Raw genomic sequence first — 17,649 nt, forward strand, 5'->3', positions numbered from 1 at the left:
ACACTTCCAATAAAAATTAAAAACCGCCCACACGCGTCAAAAACATTTGCGGGTGTTTGTTTTGTGTATTGCGGGTTAGAACCCGCATTACCACTCACGAACGCTTTACGGCTGCCGGGTCCAGGTGACCGTGTCCGTGTGCCACCGGCCGTCCTCGAAGGACGTCACCCGCACGACGTTGGGTCCCGGGTGCAGGGCCACGCCGGGCCAGACGGCGATGTGGTCACCGGGCACCCGGGTGCCGAGCGGGACACCGTCGACCGAGAGGCTCACCGGCGCGGTGCCGGCGTAGACCTTGACGTCGGTGGTGGCGGTGGTCCGGACGGTGTCGCGGGCCGACGTGATGTGCAGGACCGGCCGGTCCGACCAGTTCGCCTGGTACCAGTAGAAGGCGTCCTTGCGGGTCACCCGGTCGTCGGTGACCAGCCCCTTGTCGTTGATGCCGGGGCGGTCACCCTCGTTGCGGCCGTCCGAGGCGAAGTCGAACATCACCCAGACGAAGCTGCCCCAGAGGTACGGCCGGGTCTCGATCGCCCGCCACGACGCTTCGGCGACCTCCGCCTGGTACTCCTCGGGGTGCCAGTGCCCACCCGGAACCGGCGGGACGGGGTGCTGCTCGTGCTGCCGGACGCTCGCGCCGGCCCCGTACTCCGAGACCGAGATCCGGCGCTGCGGGTCGGCCGCGTGCAGGCCGTCCGCCCACTTCCCCAGGTTGGCGGCGTCCGGGAGGTACCAGCCGTAGTACCGGTTGTAGCCGGTGAGGTCCGCGTGCCCGGCCAGGGCGTCGGAGTCGGACAGGCAGCAGTGGGCGTACGTCGTCAGCCGGTCGGGGTCGTCGGCGCGGAACACGGCCTGGGCCGCGGCGAGCACGGCGTTGGCGGCCGGGCTGGAGACGTACTGCTCGTTGCCCAGTCCCCACATCGCCACCGACGGGTGGTCGGTGTTCTGCCGGACCAGCTCGTGCGCCTGGGTTTCGGCGTTCGCCGTGAAGGCCGCCGAATCGGTCGCGAACCCGACGAGCGGCACCTCGGTCCACACGACCAGGCCGAGCCGGTCGGCGAGGTCGTATTCGCGCGGCGAGTGCTGGTAGTGCGCCATCCGGACGGCGTTCGCGCCCAGCTCGGCGATCAACGCGTAGTCGGCGTCGATGGCGGCGTCCGGCACTGCCGTGCCCCGGCCAGGGCGGCTGGGCAGCTGGGTGTTCACCCCGTGCAGCGGGTACGGGACGCCGTTGAGCAGGAAGCCGCGTGCGGGATCGACGGCGAAGGTGCGCAGCCCCAGCGGGACGCTCACCGCGTCGCCGCCCACCTCCGCGGTGACCGAGTAGAGGTAGGGATCGCGCACGCCGTTCCACCGGTGCGGGTCGCGCACGCGCAGGGCCGAGGTGACCGGCACGGTCCCGCCGGGGGCCACCGTCACCGAGGTGGCCGCGACCGCCACGACCCGGCGGGCCCGGTCCCGGACCACCGTCCGGACCGGAATGCGCCGCGTCACCGGCGTGTCGTTGGTGACCCGCGTGGTCGCCTCCAGCTCGGCGGCCGTGGCAGTAAGCGCTTTCTGCCGCACGGCGACACCCGGGCCGCCGAAGTCCAGCGCGTCGACGTGCACCGGGTCGGTGACGACCAGCCGGACGTCGCGGTAGAGGCCGCCGAACAACGTGAAGTCGCCGTCGAGCGGGGCCACGTCCGCGTTCTTCCGGTTGTCGACCGCCACCGCTACCGGCACGAATCCCCCGGCGGGGACGAGACCCGTGATGTCGAACCGGAAGCCGGAGTAGCCGCCCTCGTGCCGACCGGCGTGCCGTCCGCCGACGTAGACGTCGGTGACCAGGTTCGCGCCGTCGAACTGCAGGAAGACCCGCCGGGCGGCGCCCCCGTCGACGGCCAGCCGGGTCCGGTACCAGCCGACGTCGCGCCGGTAGTTCCCGCCGCCGTCCGCACCGTCGGCGGCGTTCCACGTGTGGGGCAGGGAAACCGGCGCCCAGGAACTGTCGTCGAATTCCGGTTCCGCGGCGCCGGGAACGTCGCCGAGATGGAATTTCCAGCCGGTGGCGAGCACGGTTTCGGTGCGGTCGTGCCCCGGCGGTGCCGCGGTCGCCGCGGGCACGAAGAAGCCGCACATCAGCAGGGTGACCAAGGCGAGGACGAGTCGGCGCATGCCCGGACTATGACCGAGCCGCCGCCGGGTGGTCAAGAAACTCCGCGAGAGTTCGAGAACTTCGAAGGAAACAATTCGTCGAATGGGTAAGGGGCCTCCCCCGCGAACGGGAAAGGCCCCTTACCGAACGCCCGGCTCAGGAAGCCGCGCGGCGTTTCGTCCAGATGTCGTAGGCCACCGCGGCCAGCAGCACGACACCCTTGACCAGCATCACCCGCTCGCTCGGCGCGCCGATCAGGGACATGCCGTTGTTGATCACGGCCATGATCAGGCCACCGGTGATCGCGCCGACCACCTTGCCGACGCCGCCCTGGACGGCCGCGCCGCCGATGAACGCCGCCGCGATCGCGTCGAGCTCGAAGTTGACGCCGGCCGTCGGGCCCGCCTGGTTGAGCCGGCCGGCGAAGATGATGCCCGCCAGCGCGGCCAGCACGCCCATGTTGACGAAGATCCAGAACGTCACCGACTTGACCTTGACCCCGGAGAGGGTCGCGGCCTGCAGGTTGCCGCCGACGGCGTAGATGTGCCTGCCGAACACCGACTTCCCGGCCACCAGCGAGTAGCCGAGCACCAGCACCGCCAGCAGGATGAGCACCCACGGCAGGTTCTTGAACCGCGCCAGCTGCACCACCAGCGCGAGCACCAGCACCGCGATCCCGGCGATCTTGAGCACGAAGACGCCGAACGGGTCGACGTCCTGGCCGTAGCCCACGCGCGCCGAGCGCTTGCGCCACTGCGTGAACGCGATCCCGGCCACCGCGGCCACGCCGGCGAGCAGCGACACCGCGTCGGCGCCGCCGAGCGGGCCGAGAGCGATGTTGCCCAGGTAGCCGTCGGTGAAGCCGTTCGACAGCGTGCGGATCGCATCCGGGAACGGGCCGATGCCCTGGTTGCCCAGCACGGTCAGGGTCAGCGCCCGGAACGCCAGCATGCCCGCCAGCGTCACGATGAACGCCGGGATGCCGAAGTAGGCGACCCAGTAGCCCTGCCACGCGCCGATCACCGCGCCGACGACGAGGGTGATCAGCACCGCCAGGAACCACGGCACGTGCGAGTTCACCATCAGCACCGCCGACACCGCGCCGGTCATCGCGACGACCGACCCGGCGGACAGGTCGATGTGCCCGGAAATGATCACCAGGATCATCCCGATCGCGAGGATCAGCACGTACGAGTTCTGCACGATGATGTTGGAGATGTTCTGCGGTTCCAGCAGCGCGCCGCCGGTGAGCACCTCGAACAGCACCACGATCAGCGCGAACGCGACGTAGATACCGCTCTGGCGCGGGTTGATCGAGATCTTCCGCTTGGAGCGCTCAACCGGGGGCACGGCGGGCCGCGCTTCGGTCGTGGTCATTCCCGTTCCTTCGTCATGTACTGCATCAGCAGTTCCTGGGTGGCGTCTTCGCGCTTGGCCTCACCGGTGATCCGTCCCGCCGAGAGCGCGTAGATCCGGTCGCAGAGCCCGAGCAGTTCCGGCAGCTCGGAGGAGATGACCAGGACGGCCTTCCCCTGCGCGGCCAGCTCGTTGATGATCGTGTAGATCTCGAACTTGGCGCCCACGTCGATGCCGCGGGTCGGCTCGTCCAGGATCAGCACGTCCGGATCGGTGAAGATCCACTTGGCCAGCACGACCTTCTGCTGGTTGCCGCCGGAGAGCTTCCCGGTCACGCTCTGCACGCTCGGCGCCTTGATCCGCAGGTCCCGGTGGTACCGGTTGGCGGTGTCGTGCTCGGCGTGCTCGTTGACCCAGCCGCGCTTGGCCAGTTTGCCCAGCCCGGCCGCGGACACGTTGCGCTGGATGTCCTCGATCAGGTTGAGCCCGTAGCGCTTCCGGTCCTCGGTGGCGTAGGCGATGCCGTGGCGGACGGCCTCCTGCACCGACCGGACGTCGATCTCCTTGCCGTGCTTGAGGATCCGGCCGGAGATGTCCTTGCCCCAAGACCGGCCGAACACGCTCATCGCGAGCTCGGTGCGGCCCGCGCCCATCAGCCCGGCCAGACCGACGATCTCCCCACGCCGCAGCGAAAGCGACGCACGGTCGACGACGACGCGCCCGGCCTGGGTCGGGCTGTGCACCGTCCAGTCCTCGATCCGCAGCACCTCTTCCCCGATGTCCGGTTCCCGGGGCGGGAACCGGTGCTCGAGGTCGCGCCCGACCATGCCGGTGATGATGCGTTCCTCGGTGAGCCCGGCCGCGTCGAGCGTTTCGATCGTCCGGCCGTCACGCAGGATGGTGACGGTGTCGGCGATCGCGGTCACCTCGCCGAGCTTGTGCGAGATGATCACGCACGTGACGCCTTCGTCACGCAGCCCGCGCAGCAGCTCCAGCAGGTGGGCCGAGTCCTCGTCGTTGAGCGCCGCGGTGGGTTCGTCGAGGATCAGCAGCCGGACCTCCTTGGACAGTGCCTTGGCGATCTCGACCAACTGCTGCTTGCCGACACCGAGGTCACGCACCGGCGTGACCGGGTTTTCGGCGAGGCCGACGCGCTTGAGCAGCGCGTCGGCCTCGTGATTGGTGCGGTTCCAGTCGATCCAGCCGCGCTTTTGGCGTTCGTTGCCGAGGAAGATGTTCTCCGCGATCGACAACTGACCGCACAGCGCGAGCTCCTGGTGGATGATCACGATCCCGCGCCGTTCGCTGTCGCGCACCGACCCGAACTCGCACCGCTGCCCGTCGAAGTGGATCTCGCCGTCGTACGACCCGTGGGGGTAGACGCCCGAGAGCACCTTCATCAGGGTGGACTTCCCGGCGCCGTTCTCCCCGCAGATCGCGTGGATCTCCCCTTGGCGCACGGAAAGCGTGACGTCGGACAGCGCCTTGACCCCGGGGAAGGTCTTGGTGATCCCGCGCATGCCGAGTAGTTCGGTCATTTCAGCTGACCTGCCGTGTAGTAGCCGGAGTCGACGAGCTCCTTCTGGTAGTTGGTCTTGTCCACGGTGACCGGCTGCAGCAGGAAGGACGGGACGACCTTCTTGCCGTTGTCGTAGTCCTTGGTGTTGTTGACCTCGGGCTTGCCGCCCTTGAGCACCGCGTCGGCCATCTTCACCGTGGTGTCGGCGAGGATGCGGGTGTCCTTGAAGATCGTCGAGTACTGCTCACCGTTGATGATGGACTTGACCGAGGCGACCTCGGCGTCCTGCCCGGTGACGATCGGGTACGGCTGGCCGGCGGTGCCGTAGCCGTTGCTCTTCAGCGCCGAGATGATACCGATCGACAGGCCGTCGTACGGCGAGAGCACGCCGGCGACCTTGGCGCCACCGGTGTAGGTCTTGGTGAGCAGGTCTTCCATGCGCCGCTGCGCGGTGGCCGGGTCCCAGCGCAGGATGGCCGCGCGGGCGAAGTCGGTCTGGCCGCTCTTGACCACGAGCTTGCCGCTGTCGATCAGCGGCTTGAGGACGGACATCGCGCCGTTGAAGAAGAAGGTCGCGTTGTTGTCGTCCGGGGAACCGGCGAACAGCTCGATGTTGAACGGACCGGCACCGTCACCGAGGCCCTTGACCAGCGAGTTCGCCTGGTCGACGCCGACCTTGAAGTTGTCGAAGGTCGCGTAGTAGTCGACGTTCGGCGAGTTGCGGATCAGCCGGTCGTAGGCGATGACCGGGATCTTCTTGTCGGCGGCTTCCTGCAGCTGGGTGGTGATGGCGGTGCCGTCGATCGAGGCGACGACCAGGAGCTTGGCGCCCTTGGTGATCTGGTTCTCGATCTGGTTCACCTGGGTGGGGATGTCGTTCTCGGCGTACTGGAGGTCGACCTTGTAGCCGAGCTTCTCCAGCGCCGACTTGATGTTGTCGCCGTCGTGGATCCAGCGCTCGGACGACTTGGTCGGCATGGTGACGCCGACCAGGCTGCCCGCGGCACTGGCGCCCGAAGACGGCGCCGCCTGGTCTGCCGTCTTCTGGCTCGAGCCGCACGCCGACAGCGTGAGCACGAGACCCGCGGCGGCGATCCCCGCGATCGTTCTGCTGAACTTCATTGTTCCTTCTTCCTTTCTCAAAACCCGGAGCCTTTCTCAGAAGCCTGTGTATCTGGAAAAGCGTGGGTCAGAAACCTTGGGCGAGCCGGTGGTAGGCCTGGTTCCAGCGGATGCGGTCGGCGAAGTCGTGCGGGGTCGTGTCCTTGTCGATGACCAGGAGCTCGACCCCGAGCAGGTTCGCGAAGTCGCGGAGGGTTTCCGTGCCGACGGCCTGGGTGAGCACGGTGTGGTGCGGGCCCCCGGCGGTGATCCACGATTCGGCGGACGTCGCCAGCGACGGCGCCGGCTCCCACACCGCGCGGGCGACCGGCAGGTTGGGCAGCGGCTCGTCCGGCGCGACGACGTCGATCTCGTTGGCCACCAGCCGGAACCGGTCGCCGAGGTCGACCAGGCCGAGGACGACACCGGGGCCGGGGGCGGCGTCGAACACCAGCCGGACCGGGTCCTCGCGGCCGCCGATGCCCAGCGCGTGGATCTCGCACGACGGCTTCGCCGCCGCGATGGTCGGGCAGACCTCCAGCATGTGCGCACCGAGGATCTTCGGCTTGCCCGGCCCGAAGTGGTAGGTGTAGTCCTCCATGAACGACGTGCCGAGGGTCTTGCCCACGCCCATCGCCTTGACCGCGGCGAGCAGCGCCGAGGTCTTCCAGTCACCCTCGCCGCCGAAGCCGTAGCCGTCGGCCATCAGGCGCTGCACCGCGAGCCCGGGCAGCTGGCGGAGACCGCCGAGGTCCTCGAAGTTCGTGGTGAACGCCCCGAACCCGCCGTCGGTGAGGAACTTCCGCATCCCGGCCTCGATGCGGGCCGCGTACTGCAGCGACTCGTGCCGCGCTCCCCCGGCCGCCAGGTCCGGCACAACGTTGTATTCCTCGGCGTACCGCTGCACCAGCGAGTCCACAGTGCCCTTTTCGGACACCGCGTCGACCAGTTCGACGAGGTCGTTGACGCCGTAGGTGTTGACCGAGACCCCGAACCGCAGCTCGGCCTCGACCTTGTCGCCTTCGGTGACCGCGACGTCGCGCATGTTGTCGCCGAACCGGGCCAGCCGCAGGTTCCGCAGGTGGTCGGCGCCGATCGCGGCGCGCGCCCACGCGTCGATCCGCGCGACGACCACCGGGTCGGACACGTGCCCGGCGACGGTCTTGCGCGGCACGCCGAGCCGGGTCTGGATGAACCCGAACTCGCGGTCGCCGTGCGCGGCCTGGTTGAGGTTCATGAAGTCCATGTCGATCGTGGACCACGGGAGCGCCTCGTTGAGCTGGGTGTGCAGGTGCAGCAGCGGCTTGCGCAGCGCGTCCAGCCCGGTGATCCACATCTTCGCGGGCGAGAAGGTGTGCATCCACGCGATCACGCCGACGCACGCGGCGTCGGCGTTGGCCTCCTGCAGCACGCGGCGGATCGAGGATGCCTCGGTCAGCACCGGCTTGCCGACGATCTCGGCCGGGAGCGAACCGGAGGAGGCGAGCAGCTGCTGGATGCGCAGCGACTGGCCGGCGACCTGCTCGAGGGTCTCCTCGCCGTAGAGGGCCTGGCTGCCGGTGAGGAACCAGAGCTGGGGTTTCGATGCCGAAGTCATCGTTCTCCTCGAACGTTTCAGTGTTGGCCGTAGACGTTCTGGTACCGGGCGTAGAGCCGGTCGACGTCCTCGGGCGGAAGGGGTTCGGGTGTGCCGAGCTCGAAGGCCTTGTGGACGGTGCGGGCCACCTCTTCGACGAGTACCGCGGCCTTGACCGCGGCCCGCGCGGTGCGGCCCACCGTGAACGGGCCGTGGTTGCGCATCAGCACCGCCCGCGACCGGCTCGTGCGAAGCGTTTCGACGATGCCGCGGCCGATGGAGTCGTCGCCGATCAGGGCGAACGGCCCGACCGGGACCTCCCCGCCGAACTCGTCGGCCATCATCGTCAGCACGCACGGGATCGGCTCGCCACGGGCCGCCCACGCCGTGGCGTACGTCGAGTGCGTGTGCACGACGCCGCCGATCTCCGGCAGGTGCCGGTAGACGTAGGCGTGCGCGGCGGTGTCCGACGACGGCGCGAGCTCGCCTTCGACGAGCTCGCCGTGCAGGTCGGTGACGACCATGGTGTCGGCGGACAGGTCGTCGTAGGACACGCCCGAGGGCTTGATGACCATCAGGTCGCGGCCCGGGACCCGCGCCGAGACGTTGCCCGCGGTCCAGACGACCAGCGCGTTGCGCGTCAGCTCGCCGTGCAGGTTCGCCACCGTCTCGCGCAGTTCGGCGACGGTGTCGAGGACTTCACCGGTCAGTGACATCAGGACCGTCCTTTCGCGACACCGCGCCGGCGGGCCGCCAGGCGGTGCATGACATCGTTGCCGCCGCGGCCGAAGTAGTCGTGCAGCTCCGTGTATTCGGCGTAGAGCTCGTCGTAGGCGACGACGTGCGCGGACACCGGCCGGTACACCGCGCGCTCGACCGAGCCCATCGCGGCGGCGGCCACGCGGACATCCGGGTAGGCCCCGGCGGCGACGGCCGCGTGGATGGCCGAGCCGAGTGCGGGTCCCTGCGCCGAGCCGATCACCGACAGCGGGAGGTTGGTGACGTCGGCGTAGATCTGCATGAGCAGCGCGTTCTTCGTCAGGCCGCCCGCGATGATCAGCTCGGTGACCGGGACGCCGGCGGCGTTGAACGTTTCGATGATCTTGCGGGTGCCGAACGCGGTGGCTTCCAGCAGCGCGCGGTAGATGTCCTCGGCGCGGGTGGCAAGCGTCTGCCCGACGAGCACGCCGGACAGCTCGTGGTCGACCAGCACCGACCGGTTGCCGCTGTGCCAGTCCAGCGCGATCAGGCCGTGTTCGCCGATCTCCTGCTGGGCCGCGAGGCGGGTGAGGTGCTGGTGCACCCCGTCCGGGCTCGCGTAGGACGCCGGGACGCCGTGCTCGACGAACCAGCCGAAGATGTCGCCGACGCCGCTCTGGCCGGCCTCGTACCCCCACAGCCCGGGCACGATCCCGCCTTCGACGACCCCGCACATGCCGGGGACCTCGCGCAGTTCGGCGCCGTTCATCACGTGGCACGTCGAGGTGCCCATGATCGCCACCATCTGCCCCGGCTCGACGGCCTGGGCGGCGGGGGCGGTGACGTGCGCGTCGACGTTGCCGACGGCGACCGCGATGCCTTCCGGCAGGCCCGTCCAGGCCGCAGCTTCCGCGGACAGCGAACCCGCGCGCGAGCCCAGCTGGCCCAGCGGGTGTTCGAGCTTGTCGGCCACGAAGGACTCGAAGCCGGGGGCGAGCTCGCGGAGGAAGTCACGGCTCGGGTACTCGCCGTCCTGCAGGATGCCCTTGTAACCGGCCGTGCAGGCGTTGCGGACGTAGGTCCCGGTGAGCTGCCAGACGATCCAGTCGGCCGCTTCGACCCAGTGCCGCATGGCGGCGTAGGCGTCCGGGGCCTCTTCGAACAGCTCGAGGGCCTTGGCGAACTCCCATTCCGACGAGATCAGCCCGCCGTAGCGCGGCAGCCACTTCTCGCCGCGGGTGCGGGCCAGCTCGTTGATCCGCACGGCCTGCGGCTGGGCCGAGTGGTGCTTCCAGAGCTTGACGTAGGCGTGCGGCTCGGCCTCGAACTCGGGCAGCTCGCACAGCGGCGTCCCGTCCGCGGTCGTCGGCACCATCGTGCACGCGGTGAAGTCGGTGGCAATGCCGATGACGTCGGCCGGGTCGACGCCGGCGTCCCGCAGCGCCGCCGGTACGGCGTTGCGGAGCACTCCGACGTAGTCCGCGGGCACCTGCAGCGCCCATTCCGGCGGCAGTGCGCGGCCGGTGGCGGGCAGCGTCTCGTCGAGCACCCCGTGCGGGTACTCGAAGACGCCGGAGCCGAGTTCGGCTCCGTCAGCCACGCGCACGACCACCGCGCGGCCCGACAGGGTGCCGAAATCGACGCCGACGGTGAGTGGTTCTCCCACGGTGTCCTCCCTCCTGGTTGGTGACCGGGACGCGGCGCGGGCGGCGGTCTGCGCGCCGCGCCCCGGGGTTCTAGCGGCCGGTGAGGACCAGCGTCGTCACGGAGTTGGCCGGCAACGTCAGCTTCGACGTCGCGGCCAGACCGGTGATCTCCCTGGTCTGCGGCACGATGGCGGTCGGCGCGGTGAGGCTGTTGCGCCCCGCCGGGTCGCCGGTGAGCGTGGTGAGCGTGCCGGTGCCGTCGACGGCGGTGACGCCGGTGAGCGCCAGCCGTGCGGTCTGCACCTGCCCGGTCGGGTTGACGAGTTTGACCGTGAAGGTCTTCCTTCCGTTCTTCGTCGTCACGTTGACCACCTGCCGCAGGGGGCTGCCCTGGTTGAGGCGGCTGGTCACGATCTGCTTGCCGAGGGTGCTGGAGAACATCTGCTGCACCCAGTACGACGGCGAGCTGTAGCTGCTGCCGGCGTCGAAGCCGATCAGGTTGACCGGCCAGTTGGACTGGTTCTCCTGCACCAGCACCGGCGCGTACATCGAGCCGATGACGACGTCGCTGTTGCGTTCCAGCCCGGTGAGGAACGCGGCCTCGCCGATGGCGGCGGCCAGGGTGCCGGTGGGCCGGCCGTCCTGGGCGCCGTACTCGCCGACGAGGATGTCCGGGCCGGAGCGGTCCGCGGTGTCGTAGCGGGTCGAGTTGTCGGTGAACCACTGCGGCGACTGGTAGTAGTGGTCGTCCGCGGCGTCCGGGCGCACCCCGGTCGACGTGCTCGACGCGGCTCCGCCCTGCAGGCCACCGGTCGTGGCGATGACCGTCAGCTGCGGGTACTTCGCCTTGATGGCGTTGTTCAGGTCGGTGAAGCGCCAGGCGTAGCTGCCGGAGGTGTCGAACCAGTCCTCGTTGCCGACCTCGACGTAGTGCAGGTCGAACGGCGCCGCGTGCCCGTCGGCGATCCGCTTGGCGCCCCACGTCGTCGAGCTGTCGCCGATGGCGTACTCGATCTCGTCGAGGGCTTCCTGGACGTACTGCGGGTAGTCGGCCTGGCTGACGTGCTGGCCGTTGAGGGTGTAGCCGGCGAACAGCGCGAGCAGCGGCTGGGCACCGATGTCCTCGGCGAGCTTGAGGTAGTCGAGGATGCCGAAGCCGTCGGTGGACCAGTAGCCCCACGCGGTGTTCTGGTGGCCGGGCCGGTCTTCCTGCTTGCCGATGGTGTTCTTCCAGGCGAACCGGGTGTCGACGGTGTTGCCCTCGAGGAAGTTGCCGCCCGGGACGCGGAACAGGCCGAGCTTCATCGCCGCGAGCTTCTGCCCGAGGTCGGCGCGGACGCCGTTGGGCCGGTTCTTGAAGGTCGGCGGGAACAGCGACACCTCCTGGAACCAGGTGTCCCCGCTCAGCGCCTTCTTCCCCTTGTTGACCAGCGACACGACGATCCGGTTGTCGGTGGACGCGGTGATCGTCGACGGCGTGGTGAAGCTGAACGTCTGCTGCGCCCACGCCGCCCCGGCCGGCGGGAGGTCCTTGCTCGCCAGGACCGTGCCGTCCGGCTTCTCCAGGCTGACCCGGATCCCGCCCGTCCACGTGCCCTTGGCGAAGAAGCTGCCGGTGTACCTGGTGGACGGCTTCGCGGCGATGCCGTAGAAGCCGACGTTCGCGGCCGCTACCCGGCCGGCGGCCGGGACCGCGTCGGCGTGCAGCTTCAGCGAGCGGTCGAGCGCGGTGTTCAGCGGGTTCGCGGTGTCGATCGCGTAGCTGCCGGTGGCACCCGGCGAGGTGACCAGCGACCAGTACGGCACCGGCGTGTTGCCCGCGCCGCTGCCGCCCTGGTAGGCCTCCTTGAAGGTGCGGTTGCGGACCAGCTCGGCGTAGAGCCCGCCTTCGACCGAGTGGCTGATGTCTTCGAGGATCGAGCCGTAGGTGGTCGACCGGGTGTTGGCGCGCACCACGTTGGCGTCGACGGCGAGCTGGTTCGCCCCGGCCAGTGCGCCGATCTGCGCGGCGGTGAGCGGGAAGCGGCGCAGCTCGACCTCGTCGATCGTGCCGGTGAAGCCGGCGCCGACCGTGAACGCCGCCGCCGCGGTGCCCGAAGCGGGGCAGGCGGAGACTTCGAGCGTCGTGCCCGATGGCGTGCCGCAGGTGCTGGTCACCGCGGCCGCGTCACCGTCGGCGTAGACGGTGAGCCGCTGCGCGGCGCGGTCCAGGACGAGGGCGGCGTGGTGCCAGTTGCCGTCGGCGAGGCCGCCGCCGGTGGTGGTCACCTTGATCGTGCCGACGCGGGCGGTGAGCTTGCCGCCGGTCACGCCGAGTGCGTAACCGTCGCCGTGGTCCACCAGGGAGCCCGACGCGGTGGTGCGGAACCACCCGGCCAGGGAGAGCGAGCCGGTGCCGGTGTCGAACGCCGGCGAGGTCCCCATGTCCACAGTGGACTTGCCGTCGAGCTGGACGGCCTTGCCGGCCGCCCCGGCGGTCCAGGTCGCGCCCTTGAGCGTGCCGTCGGCGGTGTTCGCCGAGGCGTCGCGGGCGACCGGGCCGGCGCCCTCGTCGAAGTGCCACGAGCCGCTCGCGGCGAGCGCGGCGACGGCGGACGCGGTCAGCGGCGTCGGGTAGGCGCGGACGTCGTCGATGCCGCCGGCGAACCAGTCGACGGGGTTGCCCGCCCACTTGCCGCGGCCGAGCACCAGGTGCCCGCTCGCGGTCCACGGCGTGGTGAACGGGACGCTCTGCTGCAGCGTTCCGTTGACGTACAGCGAAAGCGTTCCGGCGGCGCGGTTGTAGACGCCCACGACGTGCTGCCACTGGTCGGCCTGCGCCGGCTGCGTCGACACCGCCGAAGAGGACGCCGAGTCGCCGTCGGCCGCCCGGCGGGTGAAGGCGAAGCGGCCGTCCGCGGCGCGCTGGAGGTAGAAGCCGCTGATCGCCGAGCCGTCGATGCTCACCGCGGTCCGGAAGCCGGTGGCCGCGGCGGGCTTGACCCACGCGGACACCGAGAAGCTCTGCCCGGTGTCGACGACCGGGGCCGGGACGTCGACCGCGGCGTCGGTGCCGTCGAACGCGCCACCGTGCGCGCCGACCACGCCTTCGCCCCAGGCGGCGCCGCCGGTGAGGGTGGCGGTGTGCGAGTCGAGGGAGTCGTCGGCCGTGGTGGTGCCGGTGCCCTCGTCGAGGCCCCAGTGCCCGGCGATGGCCAGCCGGGCGGTGTCGGCGGCGGTCAGTGCGCCGGTGTAGGCGCGGACGTCGTCGATCGTGCCGTCGACGTAGTCGACCGGGTTGCCGCCGTACTTGCCGCGGCCGATCACCAGGTGGCCGGTACCGGCCCACGCCGGGGGCGCGGCCACGATGGCTTGCCGGGTGCCGTCGACGTAGAGCGACAGGGTCGACGCGGCGGCGTCGAACACGCCGGTCAGCTGGTACCACTGGCCCGCGACCGGGTCGAAGTTCGCCGACGCGACCACACCGTCGGCCGGGGCGTCCCCGGCGAGCCGGGTGAAGGCGAACCGGCGCGAATCGTCGCGGAACTGCAGGAAGAAGTTGCTCACCTGGGTGCCGTCGATGCTGACGAACGTCTGGAACCCGGCCGTCTTGTCGAGCTTGACCCAGCTGCTCACGGAGAAGCTCTTGGTCGTGTCGAGCACCGGTGCGCCGGCGTCGGCGAAACCGTTCGAGCCGTCGGTGGTCAGTGCCCCGCCACGGATGCCCGCACCCCAGCCCGCGCCGCCGGTGAGCGTCGCCGGGTGGCCGCCCGCGGTGTCGGCGGCGGTCGTGCCGCTGCCGTCGTCGAACGTCCAGTGCCCGGCCAGTGCCGGATCGGCGTCGGCCGACGCGCCCGGTGCCACGGCGACCGGCACGGCGGAGCACAGGGCCAAGGCCGCCAGCACGGCCAGTGGCCGCCGCATTCTGCGGAGCATGACTCTCCCTTGAGTGTGGGGCGGAAGCGGCACTTTCACGTGAAAGTGCCGCTTCGGGCTAGCGGGTTCGGCGGGTGACGAGACGTTGCAGGACGATGAAGACGAACAGGAGGGCACCGGTGATGATCGAGGTCCACCAGGAGTTCAGGGTGCCGTCGAAGGTGATCAGCGTCTGGATGATGCCCAGCACCATGATCCCGAGGACCGTGCCGAGCACGTACCCGGAGCCACCGGTCAGGATCGTGCCGCCGATGACGACCGCGGCGATCGCCGTCAGCTCCAGGCCGACGCCGTTGAGCGGGTCGCCGGAGGACTTGTAGAGGACCAGCAGCAGCCCGCCGAGCGCCGAGCAGAACCCGCTGATCGTGTACACCGCGATCTTGGTGCGACCGGTCTTGAGCCCCATCAGCATCGCGGACTGCGCGTTGCCGCCGATCGAGTACACCGTGCGCCCGAACCGCGTGAAGGCCAGGACGTAGGCCGCGACGGCGACGACGACCAGTGCGGCGATCACGCTGATCGAGATGTGCAGCTCGCCGCCGAGCGGGATCTGCGTCTGGGCCAGCGTCGCGATCGTGGCGTTGTCGATCGAGTACGCCTCGGTGCTGATCGTGTAGCAGAGGCCGCGGGCGAAGAACATCCCGATCAGCGTCGCGATGAACGGCTGGATCTCGAAGAAGTGGATCAGCGCGCCCATCCCGGCGCCCAGCAGCGCACCGACCACCAGCACCACGGCGATCGCCGCGTACGCCGGCCAGCCGTGCTTCTGCAGCAGGTCGCCGGAGATCACCGTGGACAGCGCGACCACCGACCCGACGGACAGGTCGATGCCGCCGGTGAGGATCACGAACGTCATGCCGACGGCGACCACGAGCAGGAAGGCGTTGTTGATGAACAGGTCGAGGATGACCTGCCCGGAGCCGAACGCGTCGTAGCTCGACGCGCCGAAGATGTACGCGCCGATGAGCAGGGCCATCGTCGCGAGGATCGGCAGGTGCCGTTGCTGCGGGCGGTAGCCCTTGACGCGGGCGAGGGTGGTCATGCGGTGACCTCCACCTTCTCCGGAGCGGGTGTGGGGGCCGGCTGCCCCGCCGGGGGCGTCCGGCGCCGCCGGAGCTTCCGGCGGAACGCGGGCGACTGCAGGAGGCACACCGCCAGCACGACCAGTGCCTTGAACAGCATGATCGACTCGGGCGGGATACCGAGGGCGTAGACGGTGGTGGTGAGCGTCTGGATGAGCAGCGCGCCGATCACCGAGCCGCCGAGGGAGAACCGGCCGCCGGTCAGCTGGGTACCGCCGACGACGACCGCGAGGATCGCGTCGAGCTCGATGAACAGCCCCGCGTGGTTGCCGTCGGCGCTGTGCACGTTCGCGCTGATCATCAGGCCGGCGATGCCCGCGCACAGGGCGCAGAAGACGTAGACCAGCCAGGTCAGCCGCGCCGAGCGGAGCCCGGCCAGGCGGCTGGCCTCCGGGTTGCCGCCGACGGCCTCGACCAGCAGGCCGAGCGCGGACCGGCGGACGAGCACCGACGCCAGCACGAACACCGCCAGCGCGATGAGGATCGCGCTGGGCAGCGCGAACAGGAATCCGCTGCCGATCCACTCGAAGGAGTGGGAGTTGACGGTGATGATCTGCCCGTCGGTGATCAGCTGCGCGATCCCCCGGCCGGCGACCATGAGGATCAGCGTGGCGATGATCGGCTGGATGCCCAGCGCCGCGACGAGCCAGCCGTTCCACACCCCGAGCACCAGCGAGAGGCCGAGCGCCAGCCCGAACGCGATCAGCGTCGTCCCGATGCCGTCGGAGTTGTCGCTGACCCAGAGGCACGCGAGCGCGCCGCTGATCGCCACGACCGAGCCCACCGACAGGTCGATGCCGCGAGTGGCGATGACGAGCGTCATGCCGATCGCGATGAGGATCAGCGGGGCGCCGTTCTTCAGGATGTCGACGAGGTTGCCGTAGAGGTGGCCGTCCCGCAGCTCGATCTTGAAGAACGACGGGCTCGCGACGAGGTCGCCCAGCAGCAGCACCAGCAACGCCACCACGGGCCAGAAGAGCCGCTGTTTCGTCAGGTCTTTCAAGGCCGTCATGCCTGCACCCCCTCGGCCATCGTGGCCATGATGTCGTCCGCCGTGAGCCCCTGGTTGTCCCGGATCGCCACGACCTTCCGGTCGCGCAGCACCACGACGCGGTGGCTCAGCCGCAGGACCTCCTCCAGCTCGGCGGAGATGTACACGACGGCCATCCCGTCGGACGAGAGCTGGGTGACCAGTTTCTGGATCTCCGTCTTGGCGCCGATGTCGATGCCGCGCGTGGGCTCGTCGAGGATCAGCAGCCGCGGTTCGGTGATGAGCCAGCGGGCCAGCAGCACCTTCTGCTGGTTGCCGCCGGAAAGGTTGCCCACCAGCGCTTCGGGGTTGGCGGGCCGGATGTCGAGCGCCTTGACGTACTTCTCGGCGATCTCGTCCTGGCGGCGGCGGGACAGCGGCCGCGCCCAGCCCCGGGAGGCCTGCAGCGCCAGCACGATGTTCTCGCGGACCGTCAGCTCCTCCACCAGGCCTTCGGCCTTGCGGTTCTCCGACAGGAACGCGATCTTGTGGTCGAGCCCGGCCCGCGGGGTGCGCAGGGAGGTGGTGTCGCCGTCGACCTTGACCGAGCCACTGTCGGCGTGGTCGGCGCCGAAGAGCAGCCGGGCGAGCTCGGTGCGGCCGGAGCCGAGGAGGCCGGCCAGCCCGACGACCTCGCCGGCGTGGACGGCGAGGTCGAAGGGCGCGACGCCGCCCTTGCGGCCGAGGCCCTCGGCGGCCAGCAGCACCGGTGCGCCGGCGACCTCGGCCCGGCTCGCGCCGGAGTCCTCGAGGTTCTCGAGAACCGCCAGTTCCTTGCCGATCATCTTGGTGACCAGGTCGACCGGCGTGATGTCCGCGGTGCGGTACTCGCCGATCAGCTTTCCGTTGCGCAGCACGGTCATCCGGTCGGCGACGGCGAAGACCTGGTCGATGAAGTGGGACACGAACAGGATCGCCATCCCGGTTTCGCGCAGGGACCGGACGACCTTCAGCAGCTGCTCGACCTCGCCGGCGTCCAAACTGGACGTCGGCTCGTCGAGGACGAGCACCCGCGCGTCGACGTCGAGCGCGCGGGCGATCGCCACGAGCTGCTGCACCGCGATGGAGCAGGTGGACAGCTCGGCCGAGACGTCGACGTGGACGTCCAGCCGGGCCAGCAGTTCCTCCGCCCGCCGCCGCATCGGACCCCATTGGATGCGGCCGAAGCGGCGGGGTTCCCGGCCGAGGCAGACGTTTTCCGCCACGGACAGGTTCGGGCAGAGGTTGACTTCCTGGTAGACCGTGCTGATGCCGGCCTGCTGGGCCTCGCCGGGCCCGCCGAAGGCGACTTCGCCGCCGTTCAGCTCGATCGTGCCCGCGTCCACCCCGTACACCCCGGTCAGCACCTTGATGAGGGTGGACTTGCCGGCGCCGTTCTCACCCATCAGGGCGTGGACTTCGCCGGGAAACATCCGGAAGCCGACCCCGTCGAGGGCGAGGACGCCGGGGAACTCCTTGCGGATACCGCTCATCCGCACCATGGGTTGCGGTTCAGGCATTTGGTGTGCTCCGGGGTGGACGCGGGGGGTTCTCGACCGGCGGAATCAGCACGGCCCCGCCGGACGGCCCGAGGTACATCCCGTTCTGG

11 protein-coding genes are annotated in these 17,649 nt (G+C 70.0%); all 11 read right to left on the bottom strand.

All coding sequences use genetic code 11. The annotated features are described in order from the left end of the window. Positions 1-105: 105 nt before the first annotated feature. On the bottom strand, positions 106-2,157 hold the full coding sequence (locus AB0F15_RS42785) for a glycoside hydrolase family 2 TIM barrel-domain containing protein (protein WP_360283259.1): 2,052 nt from the start codon (positions 2,155-2,157) through the stop codon (positions 106-108). 136 nt (positions 2,158-2,293) lie between these two features. Continuing rightward, complete coding sequence (mmsB, locus tag AB0F15_RS42790; protein ID WP_360283261.1) at positions 2,294-3,514, bottom strand: multiple monosaccharide ABC transporter permease; 1,221 nt, start codon at positions 3,512-3,514, stop codon at positions 2,294-2,296. After that, positions 3,511-5,031, bottom strand: a complete 1,521-nt coding sequence (gene mmsA / locus AB0F15_RS42795; RefSeq protein WP_360283263.1) for a multiple monosaccharide ABC transporter ATP-binding protein — start codon at positions 5,029-5,031, stop codon at positions 3,511-3,513. Before mmsA ends, mmsB begins: the two co-directional genes overlap by 4 nt. Next, positions 5,028-6,134: a multiple monosaccharide ABC transporter substrate-binding protein gene (gene chvE / locus AB0F15_RS42800; RefSeq protein ID WP_360283265.1), complete on the bottom strand. Its 1,107-nt coding sequence runs from the start codon at positions 6,132-6,134 to the stop codon at positions 5,028-5,030. Before chvE ends, mmsA begins: the two co-directional genes overlap by 4 nt. A gap of 67 nt (positions 6,135-6,201) precedes the next feature. Continuing rightward, a complete protein-coding gene (gene araA, locus AB0F15_RS42805; RefSeq protein ID WP_360283267.1) occupies positions 6,202-7,710 on the bottom strand; it encodes an L-arabinose isomerase in 1,509 nt (502 codons plus the stop codon). A gap of 17 nt (positions 7,711-7,727) precedes the next feature. Next, positions 7,728-8,405 (bottom strand): L-ribulose-5-phosphate 4-epimerase, encoded by a 678-nt coding sequence (locus AB0F15_RS42810; RefSeq protein ID WP_360283269.1) that lies wholly within the window; start codon positions 8,403-8,405, stop codon positions 7,728-7,730. Continuing rightward, positions 8,405-10,054 (bottom strand): ribulokinase, encoded by a 1,650-nt coding sequence (gene araB / locus AB0F15_RS42815; protein ID WP_360283271.1) that lies wholly within the window; start codon positions 10,052-10,054, stop codon positions 8,405-8,407. The genes AB0F15_RS42810 and araB overlap by 1 nt, the downstream gene beginning before the upstream one ends. Before the next feature lie 70 nt (positions 10,055-10,124). Further along, positions 10,125-13,949: a LamG-like jellyroll fold domain-containing protein gene (locus AB0F15_RS42820; RefSeq protein ID WP_360283273.1), complete on the bottom strand. Its 3,825-nt coding sequence runs from the start codon at positions 13,947-13,949 to the stop codon at positions 10,125-10,127. 58 nt (positions 13,950-14,007) lie between these two features. After that, positions 14,008-14,991: a galactofuranose ABC transporter, permease protein YjfF gene (gene yjfF / locus AB0F15_RS42825; RefSeq protein ID WP_360283275.1), complete on the bottom strand. Its 984-nt coding sequence runs from the start codon at positions 14,989-14,991 to the stop codon at positions 14,008-14,010. After that, positions 14,988-16,043 carry an ABC transporter permease gene (locus AB0F15_RS42830; protein ID WP_360283277.1) on the bottom strand — a complete coding sequence of 352 codons (1,056 nt, stop codon included), beginning with the start codon at positions 16,041-16,043 and terminating at the stop codon, positions 14,988-14,990. The genes yjfF and AB0F15_RS42830 overlap by 4 nt, the downstream gene beginning before the upstream one ends. Beyond that, entirely contained in the window at positions 16,040-17,542 is a 1,503-nt protein-coding gene (locus tag AB0F15_RS42835; RefSeq protein ID WP_360283279.1) for a sugar ABC transporter ATP-binding protein, read from the bottom strand. The genes AB0F15_RS42830 and AB0F15_RS42835 overlap by 4 nt, the downstream gene beginning before the upstream one ends. Positions 17,543-17,649: the final 107 nt, after the last annotated feature.

The organism is Amycolatopsis sp. NPDC026612 (genome assembly GCF_040638285.1).
GTDB lineage: Bacteria > Actinomycetota > Actinomycetes > Mycobacteriales > Pseudonocardiaceae > Amycolatopsis.

Coding starts and splice junctions, on each gene's coding strand:
- AB0F15_RS42785 (WP_360283259.1), bottom strand. CDS start 2,157: ATGCGCCGACTCGTCCTCGCCTTGGTCACCCTGCTGATGTGCGGCTTC.
- mmsB (WP_360283261.1), bottom strand. CDS start 3,514: ATGACCACGACCGAAGCGCGGCCCGCCGTGCCCCCGGTTGAGCGCTCC.
- mmsA (WP_360283263.1), bottom strand. CDS start 5,031: ATGACCGAACTACTCGGCATGCGCGGGATCACCAAGACCTTCCCCGGG.
- chvE (WP_360283265.1), bottom strand. CDS start 6,134: ATGAAGTTCAGCAGAACGATCGCGGGGATCGCCGCCGCGGGTCTCGTG.
- araA (WP_360283267.1), bottom strand. CDS start 7,710: ATGACTTCGGCATCGAAACCCCAGCTCTGGTTCCTCACCGGCAGCCAG.
- AB0F15_RS42810 (WP_360283269.1), bottom strand. CDS start 8,405: ATGTCACTGACCGGTGAAGTCCTCGACACCGTCGCCGAACTGCGCGAG.
- AB0F15_RS42820 (WP_360283273.1), bottom strand. CDS start 13,949: ATGCTCCGCAGAATGCGGCGGCCACTGGCCGTGCTGGCGGCCTTGGCC.
- yjfF (WP_360283275.1), bottom strand. CDS start 14,991: ATGACCACCCTCGCCCGCGTCAAGGGCTACCGCCCGCAGCAACGGCAC.
- AB0F15_RS42830 (WP_360283277.1), bottom strand. CDS start 16,043: ATGACGGCCTTGAAAGACCTGACGAAACAGCGGCTCTTCTGGCCCGTG.
- AB0F15_RS42835 (WP_360283279.1), bottom strand. CDS start 17,542: ATGGTGCGGATGAGCGGTATCCGCAAGGAGTTCCCCGGCGTCCTCGCC.